Source organism: Arsukibacterium sp., assembly GCF_033722355.1.
Taxonomy (GTDB): domain Bacteria; phylum Pseudomonadota; class Gammaproteobacteria; order Enterobacterales; family Alteromonadaceae; genus Alishewanella.
Window position 1 is genome coordinate 1 of record NZ_JAWVZF010000008.1, and the last position, 18,715, is coordinate 18,715.

The following is an 18,715-nucleotide window of genomic DNA, read 5'->3' on the forward strand; positions in this document are numbered from 1 at the left end:
GGCCCGCAAACCTGCCTATAAACTACAAGTGGATTTTGGCAGCGACATTGGTGTTAAGAAGTCCAGTGCTCAAATTACCACCTTGTACAGCAAGGAGCAGTTACTGGGCAGGCAGGTAATGGCAGTAGTTAACTTTCCGCCTAAGCAAATCGGCCCCATCCAGTCTGAGTGCCTGGTCACCGGCTTTGCCCGCGAAGACGGCGCCATTGTGCTGGTAGGGGTCGACAGCCCGGTACCGAATGGCACAAAGCTGGGTTAACGCCAGCATCTGCTGCAACGAAAAAAACGCCAGGCTATGGCCTGGCGCTTAACAGATGATATTACTGTCGGGTCAGCACAAAACGGCCCGGGCCTTGGATCAGAGTAAGCTCTGCTGCCGGCCCGGCTGCAGGTGCAAATTCCAGTCTGGCATCTACTACGGTAAGATACAGGCTGCGTTCACTGGCGGCTTTTAATGGCAGGGCTGGCTGACCTGCTACCTGCACCATTAAACCATTCTGGTCATTCTGAAATATGCTCAACTGCAATTGCTCTGAAGCGTAATCACCAACCAGAGCCTGCTGCTGCTGCTGCGTTAACGCAATATCTGCCTTTGCAGTAACATCTCCGGTACGCAGCCAGGTTTCGCTTTCGCCATCGCCATCATAAAACATCTTAAGAGCGGTGGGCTGGCCATTTTTATCCCGTTGGATCACCAGCCGGGTTACACTATCCGTAAAGCCAAAACTGTCATTACCCTGAGCTGTTAATTCAAAAGGCCTGCTACCAGAGCGGGTAGAGAGCAACGTGCCATCGCGAACCTCCAGGGTGCGGGTGTCATCACCTTTACTGTATACCCCGCTGACTTCATTTAACTGCGCTTCAGTTAAATTCACTGGTTTAAATTCCGGATACGGGTTGCCGCTGGCAAAGGCTGCGATTTTACGGCTTAAGTAACTAAGATCCGGGCCCGGCCCATCACTGTTACGCAGCATTGCGACAGTCAATTCCTGCTGAGGAAGATACATTAACAAAGAAACAAAACCATTAATGCCACCGCCATGCTGCAGCTCTGGCATGCCGCGAAGCTGACCGCGGCTGATGCCAAAACCGTAATCGCGGTCATCTTGCGCAGCCTCTGCGACAGGGGTAATCATTTGCTGGTAAGTCGCCTGTTTAAGGATTTTGCCACGATGTAACAGTTTATTCCACTGCCATAACGCGTCCAGATCGGCTACCAGGGCGCCGGCGGCGTGTGGTTGGGTCATACTGAGTATTGCCGCGTGCTGCACATTCTGGCCGGGGCGCAGACTATAGCCGCTGGCCATGCCTGAAATAATGGTTTGCTCGGCAGGATAGACAACCGTCGTCAGCTTATTGGGTTTAAGCAACGCATCATTAATATACTGATGCCAGCTCTTACCACTGATAGCTTCAATAACCGCGCCAAGTAACACATAACCGGAGTTGTTGTATTTAAAATCAGTGCCGGGTGCAAAATCGACCGGTAAATTCTTAAACTCGTCTATCAGTTCTGCGGTGGTTAACTCCCGCCGGATTTGGTTATGCATATAGCCCGGAATGCCGGTATAGCTTTTAACGCCAGAGGTATGGTTAAGTAATTGCAACAGTGTAATAGCTTGCCCCTCTGGGTAATCAGGCAGGTATTTAATTAATGGATCGGTTAATGAAGCCTTGCCTTCATCAATAAGTGTTAACAGCGCAGCAGCAGCGAACTGTTTGGTCACTGAGCCTATCCGGAATTTGTGCTCCGGGCTTAATGGCACACCAAGTTCAATATTCGCCTGGCCATACGCCTTTTTAAACAGTAACTCATCACCCCGTGCCACCAGCACCGCAACGCCGGGGCTGGTGTTATCTATCGGTTGTTGCTGCATTAGCTGATCGGCATAACGACTTACTGTCTGCGCATCGGGAAGCGGCTGAGCGGCGATCACTACGCTGCTGACGCAGCACAACGCTGTAGCCAGCCATACTTGTTTTAACATAGTTGCTCCTTATCTTTATTATTAACTGTTGCTCAGTGGCGGCGTTAACGCTCACAGCAATGAACAGCAAAAATAAAGCCACCCTGTAAAATCATAAAAATCAATAACTTGAGTTTTAATGACAATGCTAACCCTAAAGATTGCGCTAAAAAATATGTATTTAAGCCAGATAATTAGCGTGTTTCACCGCAAACAGTTGTCATAAATATGCCTTAACGGCATGTTATAACTGCGACTGCTATGAATAAATACTTATATTTTCTTCGCCATGCCACTGCAGAAGTTATCCGGCCCAATCAGCTGGATATCGACCGCTGCCTGATTGAAAAAGGGCGCTTGCAAGCCCGGCGGGTTGCACACTTTATGCAGCGGCATGTTATTGCGCCGGAGCTGGTACTAACCAGTCCTTATCCGAGGGCGATTCAGACCGCAGCAATTGTCTGTAAAGAAGCAGATTTGGCGCCAGCCCAAGAGCAGGATTGGCTGGCTTTGGCCACAGACAGCCAAAATGCATTATCGCAGTTACAGCAACAATTACCCGCACTGCCGCAATACTGCATGCTGGTGGGGCATGAGCCGGATATTTCGGCTTTGCTGAGTTTATTGCTGGGTAGCCATCAGCCGGCGCTGAAAATCAGAAAAGCGTCATTAACCTGCCTGGCATATTGCGAAATTAACGACAGCTTTCAGCTGGAGTGGTCAGTTCCGGCCAAATTTATGTAGAATTGCCATTTTCTTTGCCACCGGTGATTGCGAATGCCAGAGTACTTATTTGTCTACGGTACACTTCGAAGTAAAGCGCCGCGCCGAACCGCTGGTCAACGCTGCTTTCAGTTACTGCACCAGCATGCCAGCCTGCTTGGCCAGGGCTATTTGCAGGCCAGGTTGTATCGGGTTAATTATTACCCCGGCGCAGTCTCGACTGATAACCCTGACTGGCAGGTAACCGGTGAGGTGTATCAGCTAAAGCTGCCAGCGTTATTGTTGGCTGAACTAGACCAATATGAAGCGTGCGGCCCCGGCTTTGCCAGCCCTGCCGAATATCTGCGACTGCAACAACAAATTACCCTTGAAAACGGCGAAATAATTAGCGCCTGGGTCTATATCTATAACCATCCTATTGATGGCCTGCAGCAGATTTTGTCTGGCGATTTTTTGCAGGACAGGTCAGCGATGCCGAACGGTATTTCCGACGGCGAGCCCGCGTCTGGTGCAGGTGACGTCGTTAATCAGAGAAATACGAAAACATAATTGGCAAGAAAGCTGAAGCAAAAAGCTGAAGTAATAAGTGCAGACAAAAACAAAACAAAAAAGGCCGCAACGCGGCCTTTATCAAAATCAAAACAGGTGCTGAGTGGCGCCTGCTTTTAGTGTTTAGCTTCTAATGTCTAAAATGGCGAATACCAGTAAACACCATGGCCATACCGTGCTCGTCAGCGGCGGCAATTACTTCAGCATCGCGCATCGAGCCACCGGGCTGGATGACTGCAGTAATGCCAGCAGCGGCTGCTGCGTCGATACCATCGCGGAACGGGAAGAACGCATCAGATGCCATAACAGAACCTTTAACTTCCAGGTTTTCATCAGCCGCCTTGATACCGGCGATTTTTGCGCTGTATACCCGGCTCATCTGGCCTGCGCCCACGCCGATGGTCATGCTGTCTTTGACATAAACAATAGCATTTGATTTAACAAACTTGGCCACTTTCCAACAGAACAGTAAGTCTTTTAATTCCTGCCCGGTAGGCTGGCGCTTGGTGACAACTTTTAAATCGTCTGCGTTAACTTTGGCCTGATCACGGTCCTGCAGCAGCATGCCGCCGTTAACCTGTTTCATATCAAGTGCGTTAGCGGCCTGGCTGAACTCGCCGCATACGAGTAACCGGACATTAGGCTTAGTGCCCACGATTGCAACAGCGGCATCCGTTGCTGCGGGGGCAATAATCACTTCGACAAACTGGCGGCTGACAATTTCCCTGGCCGTGGTTTCGTCCAGTTCGCGATTAAACGCAATAATGCCGCCAAAAGCCGAGGTTGGGTCAGTCTGATAGGCGCGATTATAAGCGGCCAGAATAGAATCACCAATGGCCACACCACAGGGGTTGGCATGTTTTACAATAACGCAGGCCGGCTCAGCAAACTCTTTAACACATTCCAGCGCTGCGTCGGTATCCGCAATGTTGTTGTAAGACAACGCTTTGCCCTGCAACTGCTTAGCAGTAGAAACCGACGCTTCAGTCGCGTCTGGTTGTACATAAAAGGCCGCACTCTGATGGCTGTTTTCGCCGTAGCGTAAGTCTTGCTTTTTAACGAACTGGCTGTTGAAGGTACGCGGGAATTTGCTGACCGGCTCCGCTGGATTATCATAGGCTGGCAGCATGGCACCAAAATAGTTAGCTATCATGCCATCATACTGCGCAGTGTGTTCAAAAGCACTGATCGCCAGGCTGAAGCGGGTGGCATGCGTGGTGGCACCGTTGTTGTTGTTCATTTCAGCGAGCACTAAGTTGTAATCGCGGGCATTAACCACAATGGTGACGTCTTTATGGTTTTTTGCCGCCGCCCGCACCATAGTGGGACCGCCAATATCAATATTTTCAATCGCATCGTCCAGCGAACAGCCGGGTTTGGCCACCGTACTGGCAAACGGGTACAGATTTACCACCACTAAATCAATCGGGCCAATGCTATTGTCAGCCATGACGTTTTCATCCACACCACGCCTCGCCAGAATACCACCGTGAATTTTCGGATGCAGGGTCTTTACCCGGCCGTCCATAATCTCCGGATGGCCAGTGTAGTCTGAAACCTCAGTCACCTTGATGCCATTGTCGGCCAGCAATTTAGCGGTGCCGCCGGTTGACAGAATATCAACTTGCCGCTCTGCCAGAGCACGGGCAAATTCAACGATACCGGTTTTGTCAGATACACTTAACAGTGCACGGCGAATAGGGCGTAGTGTTGTCATGCTTAAATTCTCTTGTCGCTTGCAGTAATGAATTTTAACTTACCAATAAAAAAGCACCCGAAGGTGCTTAGTGGCGGGGCGTCAGCCCCGCGTCGGCATTAACTCATGCCGTATTGTTTCAGCTTCTTACGCAGCGTACCGCGGTTAATACCCATCAGGTTGGCTGCCCGGGTTTGGTTACCGCGGGTGTATTTCATTACCTCTTCAAGTAACGGCCGCTCTAATTCTGACAGTACCAGCTCATACAGGTCATTTACGTCCTGACCGTTTAACTGTTGCAGATAGTTAGCCACGGCTTTTTGTACCGCGTTGCTTAACGCCTGTGGCTTTTCCTGAGTTTGAACATGGGCATTAGTAATAAATGGCGAAGTAACGTTCGAATTAAACATTGCTTATCTCTTTTGCGTTAGGTTGCTGCTAGTTTATGAAAATAGTCATTTAATGCATCGAACTGGCGCTCAGCCTGCTCAATAGCATTGAATTCGCTGCGAAACACACCCTGGGCATCATGCTCAGCCAAATACCAGCCAACGTGCTTACGGGCAATTCGAGGCCCTAAATGCTCACCGTATAACTGATGCAAGCCCTGCACATGCTCCAGCATGATTTGCTGCACTTCGGCAATTGCCGGTGCAGCCAGTTTTCTACCTGTTGCCAGGTAATGAGCCACTTCCCGGAATATCCAGGGGCGACCCTGTGCCGCCCGGCCTATCATAATGGCGTCGGCACCAGTGTACTCAAGCACAAACTGTGCTTTTTCCGGCGTGGTAATGTCACCATTGGCAATAACCGGCAATGAGATTGCCTGTTTAATCGCTTTAATGGTGTCGTACTCGGCTTCACCTTTATACATGCAGGCTTTTGTTCTGCCATGTACGGCCAGCGCCTGGATGCCATTGTCTTCCGCGATCCGGGCAATCTGTACACCGTTACGGTTGTCGGTGTCCCAGCCGGTACGGATTTTTAATGTCACCGGTACTTTTACTGCCTGTACCACGGCCTGAATAATCTGCTCGACCAGCTGCGGATATTGCAATAATGCCGAGCCTGCCAGTTTTTTATTCACTTTTTTGGCCGGGCACCCCATATTGATATCGATAATATCGGCACCAATCTCAACGTTGTATTGTGCTGCTGCAGCCATTTGTGCCGGATCACTGCCGGCAATTTGTACCGAGCGGATCCCGGATTCCTGGCGATGTCCCATCCGGTTTTGTGACTTTTCGCTCTGCCAGACCTGCGGATTGCTTGACAGCATCTCAGATACAGCTAAAGCCGCGCCAAACCGCCGGCAAAGCTCACGAAAAGTATGATCTGTTACTCCTGCCATCGGAGCACAAACCACCTTGTTCGCTAACTGATAAGGACCTATGCGCACCATGTAATCCAAGGCTCTATCCCCAAGGGGCGCTAAGTTTACGGATTTTTGGCAACAAAGCAAAGGTTATTATTTAAACAAAATTGTAATTAATTTGGCCTTTCAGGGATTGACATTCCCTAAAAGGCTGAAAAGGCGTGTTTTCAGGCTGCTACCAAGCCGTAAACAATGGTCTTTAGAAAAAGATAATTGTAAGGCTGTTTATTTTGCCACCAGTTGCACTATGGTTTAGCCGTGATGTTTGCGGGCACTTAACCGCACCCATTCGTCCTGCTCGGCAATGGGATCAAAGCTGAATTCATCGCTGTATGCGTCGATGACATTCTGGGCCTGGCTTTGTAAAATTCCCGATAGCGCCAGCAAACCGCCGCTTTTGACATAACCACTGATAATGTTACTGAGCTGCGCCAGCGGGCCGGCCAGAATATTGGCCACCACCACATCGGCCTGAAGCCGCGGTTGATCTTTGGGCAGATACAGCTCTATCTGGCCACTGACATTGTTGCGCTTTGCATTCGCAGCACTGGCTTCTATCGCTTGCGGGTCGATATCGATGCCAACCACCCGTTTTGCACCAAGTTTCAGGGCCGCTATACCTAAAATGCCGGAACCGCAGCCAAAGTCGACGACTGTCTGTTCCGGCTTAATGTGCTCGTCAAGCCATTGCATACATAGCGCTGTAGTAGGGTGGGTGCCGGTGCCAAAAGCCAGGCCCGGGTCCAGCATCACGTTAACAGCACTCGGGTCCGGTATATCACGCCAGCTGGGGCAAACCCATAACCGCTGCCCAAATTTAATCGGATGAAAGTTATCCATCCACTCGCGTTCCCAGTCTTTATCTTCCAGTTGTTCCAGCTTGTACTGCAGCTTGTCTTTAAAAAATGCCACTTGCTGCAATTTTCTGATCACCGGCTCCATCGGGTGTTCAGCATCAAACAGACCGACAACCACGGTGTTAGTCCAGTAAATAACCTCGCCGGGCATCGGTTCATAAATTGGTGTATCTTCGGCATCAACAAAGCTGACCGCCTGGGCGCCCCAGCCCTGCAACATATCGCTGACCTGTTCGGCTTTATCTTCAGTAGTGGTAACACGTAGTTGGATCCAGGGCATGGTGGAAAGCTCTCCTGCTGCAATTTGGCCGCATTATAGCAAAAAGGCCGCAAATGCGGCCTTTATTCTCAGCTTAATGCTACTGCAAACTGTTGATGGTGTTACTTCATTCCCAGCTTTTTTTCCAGGTAATGAATATTGGTGCCACCTTTGCAGAACTCAGTATCACGCATAATATCTTTATGCAGCGCAATATTGGTTTTAATACCTTCCACCAGCAGCTCGTCCAGGGCATTTCGCATCCGGGCGATAGCAATATCGCGGCTCTCACCGTAGGTGATTAATTTGCCAACCATCGAATCATAGTTAGGTGGTACGGTGTAATCGGCATAAATATGTGAGTCCCAGCGTACCCCATTACCCCCAGCCGGATGAAAGCGGGTGATCTTACCTGGCGACGGCATAAAGGTAACCGGATCTTCAGCATTGATCCGACACTCTACCGCATGTCCGCGAACAACAATATCTTCCTGCTTCAGGGTCAGTGGCATACCTGAAGCCACCCGCAGCTGTTCTTTAATCAGGTCAACGCCGGAAATCATCTCGGTAACCGGGTGTTCTACCTGGATCCGGGTATTCATTTCAATAAAGAAAAACTCACCGTTTTCAAACAGGAACTCAAAAGTACCGGCGCCGCGATAGTTCATCACCTTGCAGGCATCGACACAACGACCGCCGATAAACGCCCGCAACTCCGGGGTAATGCCTGGTGCCGGTGCCTCTTCCACTACTTTTTGGTGCCGCCGCTGCATGGAGCAGTCGCGTTCGGCTAAATGAATAGCGTTACCCTGGCCATCCGCTAACACCTGAATTTCGATGTGACGCGGGTTCTCCAGGAATTTCTCCATGTACACCATGTCATTACCAAAAGCAGCCTTAGCTTCAGCTTTGGTCATTTCAATTGAACTGACCAGCTCGTCTTCATTGCGAACCACGCGCATACCGCGGCCACCGCCGCCACCGGCAGCTTTGACGATAATTGGGTAGCCAATCCGTTTTGCAATACTTTTATTGGTATCAGCATCGTCCCCTACTGCCCCGTCAGAGCCCGGTACGCAGGGTACACCGGCTTTTTTCATCGCCTCTATTGCTGATACTTTATCGCCCATCAAACGGATAGAGTCGGGGTGTGGACCGATAAAAACCAGGCCGCTTTCCTCTACCTGTTGGGCAAAATCAGCCCGTTCGGCTAAAAAGCCGTAACCGGGGTGAATGGCCTGGGCGTTGGTTACCTCTGCCGCGGCAATCAGCGCGGGAATATTCAGATAGCTTTGTGGTGATGGAGCCGGGCCAATACAAATGGTCTCGTCTGCCAGCAGCACATGTTTCAGGTTACGGTCGACAGTGGAGTGCACTGCGACTGTTTTAATACCGAGTTCTTTGCAGGCGCGTAAAATACGCAGCGCAATTTCGCCCCGGTTGGCAATGAGTACTTTTTCTAGCATCGGTCAGCCTTTTCGGTTATTCGAGAATAAATAACGGCTGATCAAATTCGACCGGATCGCCGTTTTCAACCAGAATTTCTTTTACCACGCCTGCTTTGTCAGACTGGATTTGGTTCATCATTTTCATGGCTTCCACAATGCATAGGGTGTCACCCACTTTGACGCTCTGACCAACTTCAACAAAAGGCTTAGAAGTCGGGGAGGCTGCCCGGTAAAATGAGCCGACCATTGGCGACTTAATCATCTGACCGCTGGCAGCTGGCTTAGCTGGCTCAGTGGCAACAGCTGGCGCGGGTGCCTGAGCAGGCGCCTGCATCTGCGGCTGAGCATACTGCATCGGTTGCATTGGAGCATAGTGCTGGACCGGGCTGTTGCGGCTAATCCGCACTGACTCTTCACCTTCGGTAATTTCGAGTTCAGAAATGCCAGACTCTTCCAGCAGTTCGATTAATTTTTTAATTTTTCTAATATCCATGTCTGTCGCCTGATGTTAGTTAATTTATTTGGTTGTTTGTAATGCTGTTACCGCTGCGTCAAGCGCGTAGAAATAACCTTTGGCGCCAAAGCCGCAGATAACCCCCCGGGCGATATCAGCTAAATAAGAATGTCGCCGGAACGCTTCCCGGGCATGCACGTTGGATAAATGAATTTCAATAAAAGGTAGCGCTACCGCCAGCAACGCATCGCGCAGGGCTATGCTGGTATGAGTAAAGGCGCCCGGATTAATGATAATAAAATCCTGCTGGCCAAGACTTTGCTGCACAGCCGCTATCAGTTCGTGTTCAGCGTTTGACTGAACATGTTGCAGGCTGACATCCATGCTGGCAGCATGACTTTGCAGTTCGCTGATAATATCATTCAGGCTGGCGGTGCCATACACGGTGGGCTCACGTACACCCAACATGTTCAGGTTCGGACCATTTAAAACTAAAATTCGGTATTTTGCCGCCATTTGTACTGTATTTCCGCTAAATGTTTCGAATAAGCTTTATCTTACGAAAGCGTGTGTCAAATTGCACCTGTTCGCTTAATTCAGAACATTGTTGCGTCCTTTATTACCAGATTAGCGCCTTATTATAGTGAAATCGTGACAAATGGCAGCAAAATACTGGTCTTATCAGCCAGGGTGGTTAAATTAATGATGGGTGAAGGGGGAAATTGACAGCAAAAAAACGGCAGGCTGTCCGCCTGCCGCTGCCCGGTTGCTGGTTTATCGCTGTATTCAGCCGCCGGTTATCGCTGCCAGATGTGCTGCAAAAGGGCTAGCTGCCATAAAACCGGTAACCCGGGCTTTTGTCAGCTCTTCGCCCTCAGGACTGAAAAATAACAGCGTGGGTAAGCCCAGTACCTGATAATGGTTAAGCAGTTTTTCATCTGAGCGGGTCATTTTTGTCACATCAATTTTTATCAGCCGCATGTTACTGGTGTGAGCCTGTACCTCTGCGGCAGGAAAGGTAAATTGCTCAAACTCTTTGCAGGCAACGCACCACTCAGCATAGAGATCAACCAGCGTATACTGACCCGCTGCCTGCGCCTTTGCTAATTGCTGCTCCAGGCCGGCTAAATCTGCGACCTCAATAAACTGGCCGGCCTGGTCGTCAGTGGCTGTTGTGATTATTGTTGAGCTCTGAGCAGGACCAAAATAATGCCAGTTAAACATTACGGTAGATAAAAGTAACAACAGGCCTGATAGCAACATCGTTGCTTTTGCCGTGCTGCTTTTCAGCTCAAAAAGCAGTTTAAACAGGTAGCCGCATATTAACAGACTAAGCAATGAGGCCAGCAGCGCAACCTGCCAAAACGGCAGAATACGCTCAAGTAGAATTATCGGTACCACCAGCAATACAAAGCCAAAGGCGGTTTTAACGTTATTCATCCAGGGACCCGCTTTGGGCAACAGTTTGCCACCAGAGGTACCGAGTAAAATAAGCGGTATGCCCATACCCAGGCTAAGAATATATAAAGTAACCGCACCGAGCAGCAAATCGCCGCTTTGTGCCACATACAATAAGGCTGCCGACAGAGGCGCGGTGGTGCAGGGTGAGGCAATCAGGCCAGACAACGCACCCATGATAAAAGCACCTTTTAAACTGCCGCCCTGCTGCTTATTACTGACTTCCCTGACTTTCGCCTGCCAGCTCGCTGGCAGCTGAAAATTAAAACCACCAAACATGGCCAGTGCCAGCAAAACAAAAATAACCGCTGCGACGATAAGGACCGCGGGGTGCTGCATCCAGGCCTGAAACTTAACACCTAAGCTCGCGACCACCAGCCCCAGCGCGGAATACATAATAGCCATGCCCTGCACATAACTGAATGATAAACCGAACGCCCTGCGCAAACTGAGTTTTTCTCCCTGGCCGACAATAATACTGCTTAAAATCGGATACATCGGAAACACACAAGGGGTAAATGCCAGGCCAAGGCCTAACAGAAAAAATATCCCCATATTTAACCAGACTGAGCCGCTGCTCAGCCGCTCTGCCAGATTGAACTGGCTGGACACCGGAGTATTGGTTGTCGTTTGTCCTTTTATTGCTGGTTGGTCGGTTGCCGCTGAATTGCCGGGAACTGACAGCGGGATCTCTTTGGTTATCGGCGGATAACAGAAGCCAGCCTCGGCGCAGCCCATATACTGGATCCGCAAAAAGGCATCCTCGCTGATATCAGACAAAGGAATACGCAGCGTCAATTGATGGAAGTAAACCTCGGTGACCCCGAAAAATTCGTCTTCTATCTGCATGCTGGGTGGATAGGTTGGATGAGAAAAGCTTACGCCAACCCCGCCGTATTTGAATTTATCGCGATAAATATAATAGCCGTCAGCTATGGTCCAGTTTACGACTAACTCATCATCCTGCTGCCTGAAATCCATCACAAAAGCCTGATCCGCTGGCAAGAAGTTATCGTCTTTTTGCAGCAGGCTATCCAATACTGAATTTTGCTGAGCCTGCAAAGGCAAGGCGCTGACAGTAAGCCCCAGTAATGAAAACCACAGTAAAAATGGCAGTAAAAACAACTTATACATCAATTAAACCTTCTGAATTTAGTGACTGGGCGCAGACTTTACGGCCGGCATCTGTCATCGGTACTGAAAATCCGCGACATGCTTGTTGGCTACTCTGGTCTTTGTCACTCGCTGCTGTTAACCGGCTACTATACGTTAACTGATGCCAGTTGGTCTTTTTTTGTTAGCGCTTTCGTGTGCAAAACCCGGGATGTAGCCAACACCAGACCAGTTGTGGCTGATTTTTATTTCAGTACTTGTTACATACTGCCTGACCATAGCGTCAGCAGTTTGACCGATTCACCTTAGCAATAAGAATTTTTTAGATTTGCCCCTTGGATTTTTTTTGCTACTGCCCCATATACCGAACACACATTTTAACACCCATGTTAAAACACAAAAAAACGCTTTAGGAGATTAGAGCATGAATATTCGTCCATTACATGATCGTGTCATCATCAAACGCTTAGAAGCAGAAAGCAAGTCAGCGGGTGGCATCGTCCTAACTGGTGCTTCTGCCGAAAAATCCAGCCGGGGCGAAGTCGTTGCGGTTGGCAATGGTCGCATTCTGGATAACGGTGATGTAAAGCCTTTAGATGTCAAAGTTGGCGACAAAGTTTTATTTGGTGCTTACGTAGAGCGCACTGAGAAAGTAGACGGGCAGGAGTTTGTGATCACCAAAGAAGACAACATTTTAGGTGTGATCCTCGATTAAGCTGCGCTGTTCAAGCTGCACTTTAACGCATCGTTTAACTTAACACTGAATTAAGGAATTAAAAAAATGGCTGCAAAAGACGTACGTTTTGGCGACGAAGCTCGCAATAAAATGCTCAAAGGCGTAAATATTCTGGCAAACGCGGTTCGGGTAACTCTGGGTCCGAAAGGCCGTAATGTCATTCTGGACAAATCTTTTGGTTCACCACTTATCACTAAAGATGGTGTGTCGGTAGCCAAAGAAATTGAACTGGAAGATAAGTTTGAGAATATGGGCGCACAAATGGTGAAGGAAGTTGCGTCTAAAGCCAATGACGAAGCCGGTGATGGTACTACGACTGCTACCGTTCTGGCTCAGAACATTATCAACGAAGGTGTAAAAGCGGTTGCGGCCGGTATGAACCCGATGGATTTAAAGCGGGGTATCGACAAAGCCGTTATCGCTGCGGTAGAAGAGCTGAAAACCTTATCTCAGCCATGCGCTGATTCTAAAGCGATTGCTCAGGTAGGCACTATTTCTGCTAACTCTGATGAAGAGATCGGTAAAATTATTGCTGATGCGATGGATAAAGTCGGCAAAGAAGGCGTTATTACTGTTGAAGAAGGCCAGGGCTTAGCGAACGAGCTGGACGTGGTCGAGGGTATGCAGTTTGACCGTGGTTACCTGTCTCCGTACTTTATTAATAATCAGGAAGCCGGCCAGGTAGAACTGGACAACCCGTTTATTCTGACCGTTGATAAGAAAATTTCTAATATCCGCGAATTGCTGCCGGTATTAGAAGGCGTAGCAAAAGCCGGTAAGCCGCTGTTAATCATTGCAGAAGACTTGGAGGGCGAGGCCCTGGCAACGTTGGTTGTCAATAACATGCGTGGCATTGTTAAAGTGTCAGCAGTCAAAGCGCCAGGCTTTGGTGATCGTCGCAAGGCGATGCTGCAGGATATCGCAACGCTGACCGGTGGTACCGTCATTTCTGAAGAAATTGGTATGGAACTGGAAAAAGCCACCCTGGAGGATTTAGGTACCGCCAAGCGTGTGGTGATCACCAAAGACAACACCACTATTATCGACGGTGCTGGTGATCAGGATGGCATTGATGGTCGGGTTAAGCAAATTCGCCAGCAAATCGAAGAAGCAACCTCAGACTACGATAAAGAAAAACTGCAGGAGCGTCTGGCAAAACTGGCCGGCGGTGTTGCTGTCATCAAGGTAGGCGCGACCACTGAGATGGAAATGAAAGAGAAAAAAGCCCGGGTGGAAGATGCACTGCATGCAACCCGTGCGGCAGTGGAAGAAGGCGTGGTGCCTGGCGGCGGTGTAGCCCTGGTGCGCGTTGCAGCCAAGCTGACCAGCCTGTCCGGCGCTAACGAAGACCAGACTCATGGTATTAAAATTGCGCTGCGCGCGATGGAAGCACCGCTGCGTCAAATCGTGGCCAATGCCGGTGAGGAGCCATCAGTGGTAGTAAACAAGGTGAAAGAAGGCTCTGGTAACTACGGTTACAATGCGGCTACCGATGTATACGGTGACATGCTGGAGATGGGTATTCTGGATCCGACCAAAGTAACCCGCTCAGCGTTGCAATTTGCAGCATCTGTAGGTTCACTGATGATCACCACCGAAGCGATGATCACTGAACTGCCAAAAGACGATGCCCCGGCAATGCCTGATATGGGCGGCATGGGTGGCATGGGCGGCATGATGTAATCTGCCCCCTGTTACGATAAAGCTCCCGCAAACAACGGGAGCTTTTTTTTTCGCTTAGTAACGGTTTGATCGCGTCGTTTGCTCTGTCAGCTGAGCCTGCTAAGCTTAATGATAAAGCAATACACTGAACTTAACGTGGTAACTGGGGTCTGAACACGCATCAGGCTCTCTATGAAGTACAGCTGACCACAGTTCAGCAGTCGTATAGATGAACATTAACCTCAGGAGGTGAATATGAAGACATTTCCGATAGCATTAATTTCATTGGCCCTGGCCGCCCCGGTAATGAGTGACACCGGTTCAGGGGCTGAGTTAGAACTGAAATGGCACGACATGGAAAAGTTTACTGATGTCCGTGCTACTAACTCTACTCAAAGCCAGTTTCATGACAGAGTGAAACGCGAGTTCGAAGACATATTCCAGCAATTAGCCAGTCAATTGCCTGAAGGCTACAGCTGGCAAGCCACTATTACTGATATTGATCTGGCCGGTCACGTGGACTATTTTGTCGCTGGGGCAGGTAATCCATTGCGTGTCGTGGAGGACATTCATTCGCCGGCGATCACTTTTACTCACGTCCTGACCGATAAGCAGGGTGAGGTCGTCGTCAGTAAAGAAACCAAGTTACGTGATATGGGATTTATGCATTCCCTGCGCCCAACAAACGATGACGACGCTTTCCGGTATGAAGAGCAAATGCTGGAAGACTGGTTTAAAAAGGAACTTGAACCCAAAGTCAGTGATTATGCCCGGGTGAAATAATCAGAAGACCCGCTGCCTGAGCAGTGTAACAAGAAAGCCCCTGCCGATGGCCGGGGCTTTTTTATACATATTTATACATTATTACCTGACTATTTATACAATTTTTACCGGCGTCGTCAGGCTCAGGTGCTCTATAGTAGTAGCCGGAAGTATTGATTGCAGGGCCTGTAGCAAGTCACTCTGGCGACTTGCCGGGTACAGCGAATGACAGAGAGGTAGTGATGAAAATATTTATGTTAACGATATTTGCCCTGGCGGTGTCAGCACCGGTATTTAGCAATTCGCAAGCAGTTAAGCTTGATCTCAACTGGCAGGACATCGATAAGTTTACCGATATTCGGGCTGCTAATGACTCCCGCAGCCGTTTTCAGGAACGTATCAAGCGAAATTTCGGGACGTTTTTTCAGGAGCTGGCACAGCAGTTACCTGAAGGGTATCACTGGCAGGTCACTATTACTGATATTGATCTGGCAGGTCAAGTTGAGCATTTTGTGACTGATACCGGCCAGGCTATCCGGGTTATTAAAGAGATCCATGCTCCGGCTATCCGCTTTAATCATCAGCTACGGGATCAGTACGGCGAAGCGGTTGCCAGCGGCGAAGAACGGCTGCGAGATATAGGGTTTCTGAGCCGGTTAAAGCCCCGTAATCATACTCCTGAATTTGCGTTTGAGCGGCAGCTATTGCAAGACTGGTTTAACAACGAGTTACAGCCTGCCATTACCCGGCATGCCGCGTTGCCAGCGAAAATAAGTCAACAGCAGGAGTAACGTGGCGATTATAAAAAACGGGCAATGTTGCGGTAGATTTCCAACGCTTGCTCCCGGGTTAACTGGCCGGCGCTTGCCACCCGGCCAATGCTACTGCTAACCCTGACACTTTCTGCGTTTCGCTCAGTTGTCTGGCCGGCCGCTGTTACCGTGGTGTCTGCTAAGCTACTGATAGCCAATACACTGCTATTCTGCTGCCGGGCTTTGCCATCAGCCAATATTGACGAGCTGAGTCTGACCTGCTCACTACCGGGATTATCCGCGTTGTTGGTACTTACAGGGTTGACGGTAACAGTATTGACTAGCATAACCTGCTCACTATCCTGACCGGTGAAATTAACCACCATTAAGCATAGCTGCTTGCTGTCATATTACCAGCAAGCTTGAGCAGCGATTATTTGGTAACGGCCAGGCGAAACTCCGCCAGGGTTTTGTGTAATTGTTGAAGTTGTTTAACAACCCGGGCAAGGGTCGCGGTATTAAACTGCTGGCTTTGCCTGATAGCTGCGACCTGTTCCGCGGCTTCGCTCAGATAGGGCATAAAGCGATTGCTGCTAACAGTGAAATCGCTGGAGGCAGGAAAAATACTCTGGTGTTTCGCCTGGCCCTGCTGTTGTAATTGGTCAAGTAAGGCATCGGCGTCCAAAGCTTTGCGATAAAGCTCTTTCAGATTTTCATCAAGTTGGGAGAGTAAGGCGTCCATAACAGGCCCATAAAATATAACAGGCGGTCATTATGCCACAGTCGGTATCGGTGGTCAGCAGCACAGATAGCAGCGGTTGTCAGGTTCTGACAACTAAATTTCAGCCAGGACGTTTATTTGCAATTTGATTTGTTATATTATATCTTTTTAGTTAATTCAGCATTGCGGGTTTAAATCGTGTTAGCCAGAGCCAGAGTGTTATTTGATAAAGTGGGTATTACGGTGACATCGTTATGTGCGATCCATTGTATTATGCTACCGGTATTGTTACCGGTATTGCCACTGCTTGGCTTAACGGTTAACCATAACCATGCGTTTGAGCGCGTCATGCTGCTATTTACCATGGTGCTTGGTTTTGTCGCGTTGTTTATCGGTTTTCATCGCTACCATCGTAAACTATACCCATTTTACTCATTGTTTTTAGGTGTGTTTATCTACTGGCAACGAGATGTCTGGGGCCATGAATATGAGCATGCTGTATTAGTTGTGGGTGCTTCACTGGTCGTACTGGCTCATGTGATGAATATGCGCTTATGCAGCCAGTGTGACAGTTGCGAGACTGAACATCACGCCGACGAACCCGCTTAATCAGCGGGTTTTTGCTGTGCCAACGTCCGGCTTCTGGCCGGGAAATTACTGAAAATACCATCTACCCCATACTCTGTTAAACGCCTGATATCGTCAGGCTGATCTACCGTATAGACGAATACTTTCAAATCTCGGGCTTTAGCATCCTCAACGAAAGCCTTACTAACAAAGCTGACATCACAATGCACACTATAAGCTTGCAGGGCGCTGGCAAAGGCAGCGTAGTCCAGCGGCAAAGACGCAGTAAGCGCGCCCAGCTTTAATTGTGGCCGTTGTTGTTTAATGGCGGCGAGCAGGTGATGGTTAAAAGAAGAGATAACCAGGCTTTGCAGATCAAAGCCCCGTTGCTGTTCGGCTTTATCAAGCAGTGCTAATAGTGGCGCGACGGTATTTTCACCTTTTAATTCGATGTTCAACCAGCATTTATCCCGAATAAGCTCCAGCACCTGCCACAATGTCGGGATACGCTGGCCGCGGCCGGCATCCAGTTGCATCAGCTCAGCCAGGCTATATTGATAAATACTGCCAGAGCCATTGGTGGTGCGCGCTAAATGGTGATCATGGATCACGATAAGCTCACCCTGAACAGCAAAAACGTCTATTTCTATGGCATCCGCACCCTGCATTAAGGCTTGCTCAATCGCCAGCAGGGTGTTCTCGGGGTAGTCGCCACTGGCCCCGCGATGGGCGATAATTTCCATTATTTAATTTCAGCAAATGGTGCACCCATCCGGGTGACGGTGCCGGGCTGCTGATCGTCCAGAAACGCCACTTTGCCTGCCGGAAACGCTAATACCACGGTTGAACCCAGTTTAAAGCGGCCCATTTCAGCGCCTTTTTCCAGTTTAACTGCGGTATTGCCCTTCGCCGGGTAAGTCCAGCGGAAAATGTTTTTGCCGGTAGGCGGGGTAATAGTCCCTGCCCAGACAGTCTCAATACTGGCTACAATAGTGGCACCAACCAATACCAGCGCCATCGGCCCGAACTCGGTGTCGAATATCGTGACCACCCGCTCATTAAGCGCAAATAAATCTTTGACGCATTCGGCGGTTAACGGATTGACTGAAAATAATTCGCCGGGGATATAGATCATCTCGCGTAGCGTGCCAGTTACCGGCATATGAATACGGTGATAATCTTTCGGTGCCAGGTAAATCGTGGCAAAGCTACCGCCGGCAAAGGGCGCTGCAGTTTGCTCCAGGCCGCCAAGCAGATTCTGTAATGAATAGTTATGGTCTTTTGCCTGCACCAGTTTACCATCAACAATCGGGCCTAACTGACTGATAGCGCCATCGACCGGATGGGCGACAATATCCGGCTCACTGGCCAGTGGCCGGATACCGTCTTTCAGTGGCCGGGTAAAAAACGCATTAAAGCTGGCATAATCTTCAGCGCGCTCCCACTGAGCTTCACTCATGTCAATCTTATATGCCTTGATAAAACGCTTTATCAGAAAATGACTGAACCAGCCAAGCTCTGCGGCCGCGATTCTGCCTGCCAGGCGCGAGATAAGATGCTTGGGCATCAGGTATTGCAGGGTAATTTTTGCTTTATCCATCTGGGGTATTAACCTT

At 49.4% G+C, this 18,715-nt stretch carries 21 protein-coding genes; 8 read left to right on the plus strand and 13 right to left on the minus strand.

Going from position 1 to position 18,715, the window contains the following annotated elements; translation table 11 throughout:
* Nucleotides 1-259: tRNA-binding protein (locus R3177_RS01835; RefSeq protein ID WP_318969338.1), on the plus strand; the 259-nt coding region annotated here is incomplete at its 5' end.
* A 61-nt stretch (nt 260-320) separates the two neighbouring features.
* On the opposite strand, the gene R3177_RS01840 is transcribed toward R3177_RS01835, so the two are convergent.
* The gene (locus R3177_RS01840) at nt 321-1,988 is read right to left on the minus strand and encodes a serine hydrolase domain-containing protein (protein ID WP_318969339.1); all 1,668 of its coding nucleotides are present in this window, start codon (nt 1,986-1,988) and stop codon (nt 321-323) included.
* A 240-nt stretch (nt 1,989-2,228) separates the two neighbouring features.
* Here R3177_RS01840 and R3177_RS01845 point away from each other — a divergent pair, with 240 nt between their 5' ends.
* The gene (locus R3177_RS01845) at nt 2,229-2,711 is read left to right on the plus strand and encodes a SixA phosphatase family protein (protein WP_318969340.1); all 483 of its coding nucleotides are present in this window, start codon (nt 2,229-2,231) and stop codon (nt 2,709-2,711) included.
* A gap of 33 nt (nt 2,712-2,744) precedes the next feature.
* On the plus strand, nt 2,745-3,239 hold the full coding sequence (locus R3177_RS01850) for a gamma-glutamylcyclotransferase family protein (RefSeq protein ID WP_318969341.1): 495 nt from the start codon (nt 2,745-2,747) through the stop codon (nt 3,237-3,239).
* 130 nt (nt 3,240-3,369) lie between these two features.
* Here R3177_RS01850 and purH read toward each other — a convergent pair whose 3' ends face one another.
* The 8 genes from purH to R3177_RS01890 form a co-directional block, all read right to left on the minus strand.
* Nucleotides 3,370-4,956, minus strand: a complete 1,587-nt coding sequence (gene purH / locus R3177_RS01855) for a bifunctional phosphoribosylaminoimidazolecarboxamide formyltransferase/IMP cyclohydrolase (RefSeq protein ID WP_318969342.1) — start codon at nt 4,954-4,956, stop codon at nt 3,370-3,372.
* 98 nt (nt 4,957-5,054) lie between these two features.
* On the minus strand, nt 5,055-5,345 hold the full coding sequence (gene fis, locus R3177_RS01860) for a DNA-binding transcriptional regulator Fis (protein ID WP_019676480.1): 291 nt from the start codon (nt 5,343-5,345) through the stop codon (nt 5,055-5,057).
* A 17-nt stretch (nt 5,346-5,362) separates the two neighbouring features.
* On the minus strand, nt 5,363-6,337 hold the full coding sequence (gene dusB, locus R3177_RS01865) for a tRNA dihydrouridine synthase DusB (RefSeq protein ID WP_318969378.1): 975 nt from the start codon (nt 6,335-6,337) through the stop codon (nt 5,363-5,365).
* Nucleotides 6,338-6,562: 225 nt separating this feature from the next.
* On the minus strand, nt 6,563-7,447 hold the full coding sequence (prmA, locus tag R3177_RS01870) for a 50S ribosomal protein L11 methyltransferase (RefSeq protein ID WP_318969343.1): 885 nt from the start codon (nt 7,445-7,447) through the stop codon (nt 6,563-6,565).
* Nucleotides 7,448-7,548: 101 nt separating this feature from the next.
* The gene (accC, locus tag R3177_RS01875) at nt 7,549-8,892 is read right to left on the minus strand and encodes an acetyl-CoA carboxylase biotin carboxylase subunit (protein ID WP_318969344.1); all 1,344 of its coding nucleotides are present in this window, start codon (nt 8,890-8,892) and stop codon (nt 7,549-7,551) included.
* Nucleotides 8,893-8,908: 16 nt separating this feature from the next.
* A complete protein-coding gene (gene accB, locus R3177_RS01880) occupies nt 8,909-9,367 on the minus strand; it encodes an acetyl-CoA carboxylase biotin carboxyl carrier protein (protein ID WP_318969345.1) in 459 nt (152 codons plus the stop codon).
* A 24-nt stretch (nt 9,368-9,391) separates the two neighbouring features.
* Nucleotides 9,392-9,844, minus strand: coding sequence for a type II 3-dehydroquinate dehydratase (gene aroQ / locus R3177_RS01885; protein ID WP_318969346.1), 453 nt, complete (start codon nt 9,842-9,844; stop codon nt 9,392-9,394).
* A 270-nt stretch (nt 9,845-10,114) separates the two neighbouring features.
* Entirely contained in the window at nt 10,115-11,920 is a 1,806-nt protein-coding gene (locus R3177_RS01890) for a protein-disulfide reductase DsbD (protein WP_318969347.1), read from the minus strand.
* Nucleotides 11,921-12,323: 403 nt separating this feature from the next.
* Between R3177_RS01890 and R3177_RS01895 the strand changes: the two genes are divergently transcribed.
* The 4 genes from R3177_RS01895 (at nt 12,324) to R3177_RS01910 (ending at nt 15,850) form a co-directional block, all read left to right on the plus strand.
* A complete protein-coding gene (locus R3177_RS01895) occupies nt 12,324-12,614 on the plus strand; it encodes a co-chaperone GroES (RefSeq protein WP_217671068.1) in 291 nt (96 codons plus the stop codon).
* Nucleotides 12,615-12,680: 66 nt separating this feature from the next.
* Nucleotides 12,681-14,318, plus strand: coding sequence for a chaperonin GroEL (gene groL / locus R3177_RS01900; RefSeq protein WP_318969348.1), 1,638 nt, complete (start codon nt 12,681-12,683; stop codon nt 14,316-14,318).
* Nucleotides 14,319-14,552: 234 nt separating this feature from the next.
* On the plus strand, nt 14,553-15,080 hold the full coding sequence (locus R3177_RS01905; protein ID WP_318969349.1) for a DUF3016 domain-containing protein: 528 nt from the start codon (nt 14,553-14,555) through the stop codon (nt 15,078-15,080).
* A gap of 221 nt (nt 15,081-15,301) precedes the next feature.
* Nucleotides 15,302-15,850 carry a DUF3016 domain-containing protein gene (locus R3177_RS01910; RefSeq protein ID WP_318969350.1) on the plus strand — a complete coding sequence of 183 codons (549 nt, stop codon included), beginning with the start codon at nt 15,302-15,304 and terminating at the stop codon, nt 15,848-15,850.
* Between the two features lie 8 nt (nt 15,851-15,858).
* On the opposite strand, the gene R3177_RS01915 is transcribed toward R3177_RS01910, so the two are convergent.
* On the minus strand, nt 15,859-16,197 hold the full coding sequence (locus R3177_RS01915; protein WP_318969351.1) for a hypothetical protein: 339 nt from the start codon (nt 16,195-16,197) through the stop codon (nt 15,859-15,861).
* Between the two features lie 47 nt (nt 16,198-16,244).
* The gene (locus R3177_RS01920; RefSeq protein ID WP_318969352.1) at nt 16,245-16,553 is read right to left on the minus strand and encodes a prephenate dehydrogenase; all 309 of its coding nucleotides are present in this window, start codon (nt 16,551-16,553) and stop codon (nt 16,245-16,247) included.
* Between the two features lie 177 nt (nt 16,554-16,730).
* On the opposite strand from R3177_RS01920, the gene R3177_RS01925 reads away from it, so the two are divergent.
* A complete protein-coding gene (locus R3177_RS01925) occupies nt 16,731-17,141 on the plus strand; it encodes a MerC domain-containing protein (RefSeq protein ID WP_318969353.1) in 411 nt (136 codons plus the stop codon).
* On the opposite strand, the gene R3177_RS01930 is transcribed toward R3177_RS01925, so the two are convergent.
* Nucleotides 17,138-17,842 carry a glycerophosphodiester phosphodiesterase gene (locus tag R3177_RS01930; RefSeq protein ID WP_318969354.1) on the minus strand — a complete coding sequence of 235 codons (705 nt, stop codon included), beginning with the start codon at nt 17,840-17,842 and terminating at the stop codon, nt 17,138-17,140. The genes R3177_RS01925 and R3177_RS01930 overlap by 4 nt on opposite strands.
* The gene (asd, locus tag R3177_RS01935) at nt 17,842-18,699 is read right to left on the minus strand and encodes an archaetidylserine decarboxylase (protein ID WP_318969355.1); all 858 of its coding nucleotides are present in this window, start codon (nt 18,697-18,699) and stop codon (nt 17,842-17,844) included. The genes R3177_RS01930 and asd overlap by 1 nt, the downstream gene beginning before the upstream one ends.
* Nucleotides 18,700-18,715: the final 16 nt, after the last annotated feature.

Excerpts from the sequence above, each read along its gene's own strand:
- R3177_RS01840 (WP_318969339.1), bottom strand. The coding sequence starts at position 1,988 with ATGTTAAAACAAGTATGGCTGGCTACAGCGTTGTGCTGCGTCAGCAGC.
- R3177_RS01845 (WP_318969340.1), top strand. The coding sequence starts at position 2,229 with ATGAATAAATACTTATATTTTCTTCGCCATGCCACTGCAGAAGTTATC.
- R3177_RS01850 (WP_318969341.1), top strand. The coding sequence starts at position 2,745 with ATGCCAGAGTACTTATTTGTCTACGGTACACTTCGAAGTAAAGCGCCG.
- purH (WP_318969342.1), bottom strand. The coding sequence starts at position 4,956 with ATGACAACACTACGCCCTATTCGCCGTGCACTGTTAAGTGTATCTGAC.
- fis (WP_019676480.1), bottom strand. The coding sequence starts at position 5,345 with ATGTTTAATTCGAACGTTACTTCGCCATTTATTACTAATGCCCATGTT.
- dusB (WP_318969378.1), bottom strand. The coding sequence starts at position 6,337 with ATGGTGCGCATAGGTCCTTATCAGTTAGCGAACAAGGTGGTTTGTGCT.
- prmA (WP_318969343.1), bottom strand. The coding sequence starts at position 7,447 with ATGCCCTGGATCCAACTACGTGTTACCACTACTGAAGATAAAGCCGAA.
- accC (WP_318969344.1), bottom strand. The coding sequence starts at position 8,892 with ATGCTAGAAAAAGTACTCATTGCCAACCGGGGCGAAATTGCGCTGCGT.
- accB (WP_318969345.1), bottom strand. The coding sequence starts at position 9,367 with ATGGATATTAGAAAAATTAAAAAATTAATCGAACTGCTGGAAGAGTCT.
- aroQ (WP_318969346.1), bottom strand. The coding sequence starts at position 9,844 with ATGGCGGCAAAATACCGAATTTTAGTTTTAAATGGTCCGAACCTGAAC.
- R3177_RS01890 (WP_318969347.1), bottom strand. The coding sequence starts at position 11,920 with ATGTATAAGTTGTTTTTACTGCCATTTTTACTGTGGTTTTCATTACTG.
- R3177_RS01895 (WP_217671068.1), top strand. The coding sequence starts at position 12,324 with ATGAATATTCGTCCATTACATGATCGTGTCATCATCAAACGCTTAGAA.
- groL (WP_318969348.1), top strand. The coding sequence starts at position 12,681 with ATGGCTGCAAAAGACGTACGTTTTGGCGACGAAGCTCGCAATAAAATG.
- R3177_RS01905 (WP_318969349.1), top strand. The coding sequence starts at position 14,553 with ATGAAGACATTTCCGATAGCATTAATTTCATTGGCCCTGGCCGCCCCG.
- R3177_RS01910 (WP_318969350.1), top strand. The coding sequence starts at position 15,302 with ATGAAAATATTTATGTTAACGATATTTGCCCTGGCGGTGTCAGCACCG.
- R3177_RS01915 (WP_318969351.1), bottom strand. The coding sequence starts at position 16,197 with ATGGTGGTTAATTTCACCGGTCAGGATAGTGAGCAGGTTATGCTAGTC.
- R3177_RS01920 (WP_318969352.1), bottom strand. The coding sequence starts at position 16,553 with ATGGACGCCTTACTCTCCCAACTTGATGAAAATCTGAAAGAGCTTTAT.
- R3177_RS01930 (WP_318969354.1), bottom strand. The coding sequence starts at position 17,842 with ATGGAAATTATCGCCCATCGCGGGGCCAGTGGCGACTACCCCGAGAAC.
- asd (WP_318969355.1), bottom strand. The coding sequence starts at position 18,699 with ATGGATAAAGCAAAAATTACCCTGCAATACCTGATGCCCAAGCATCTT.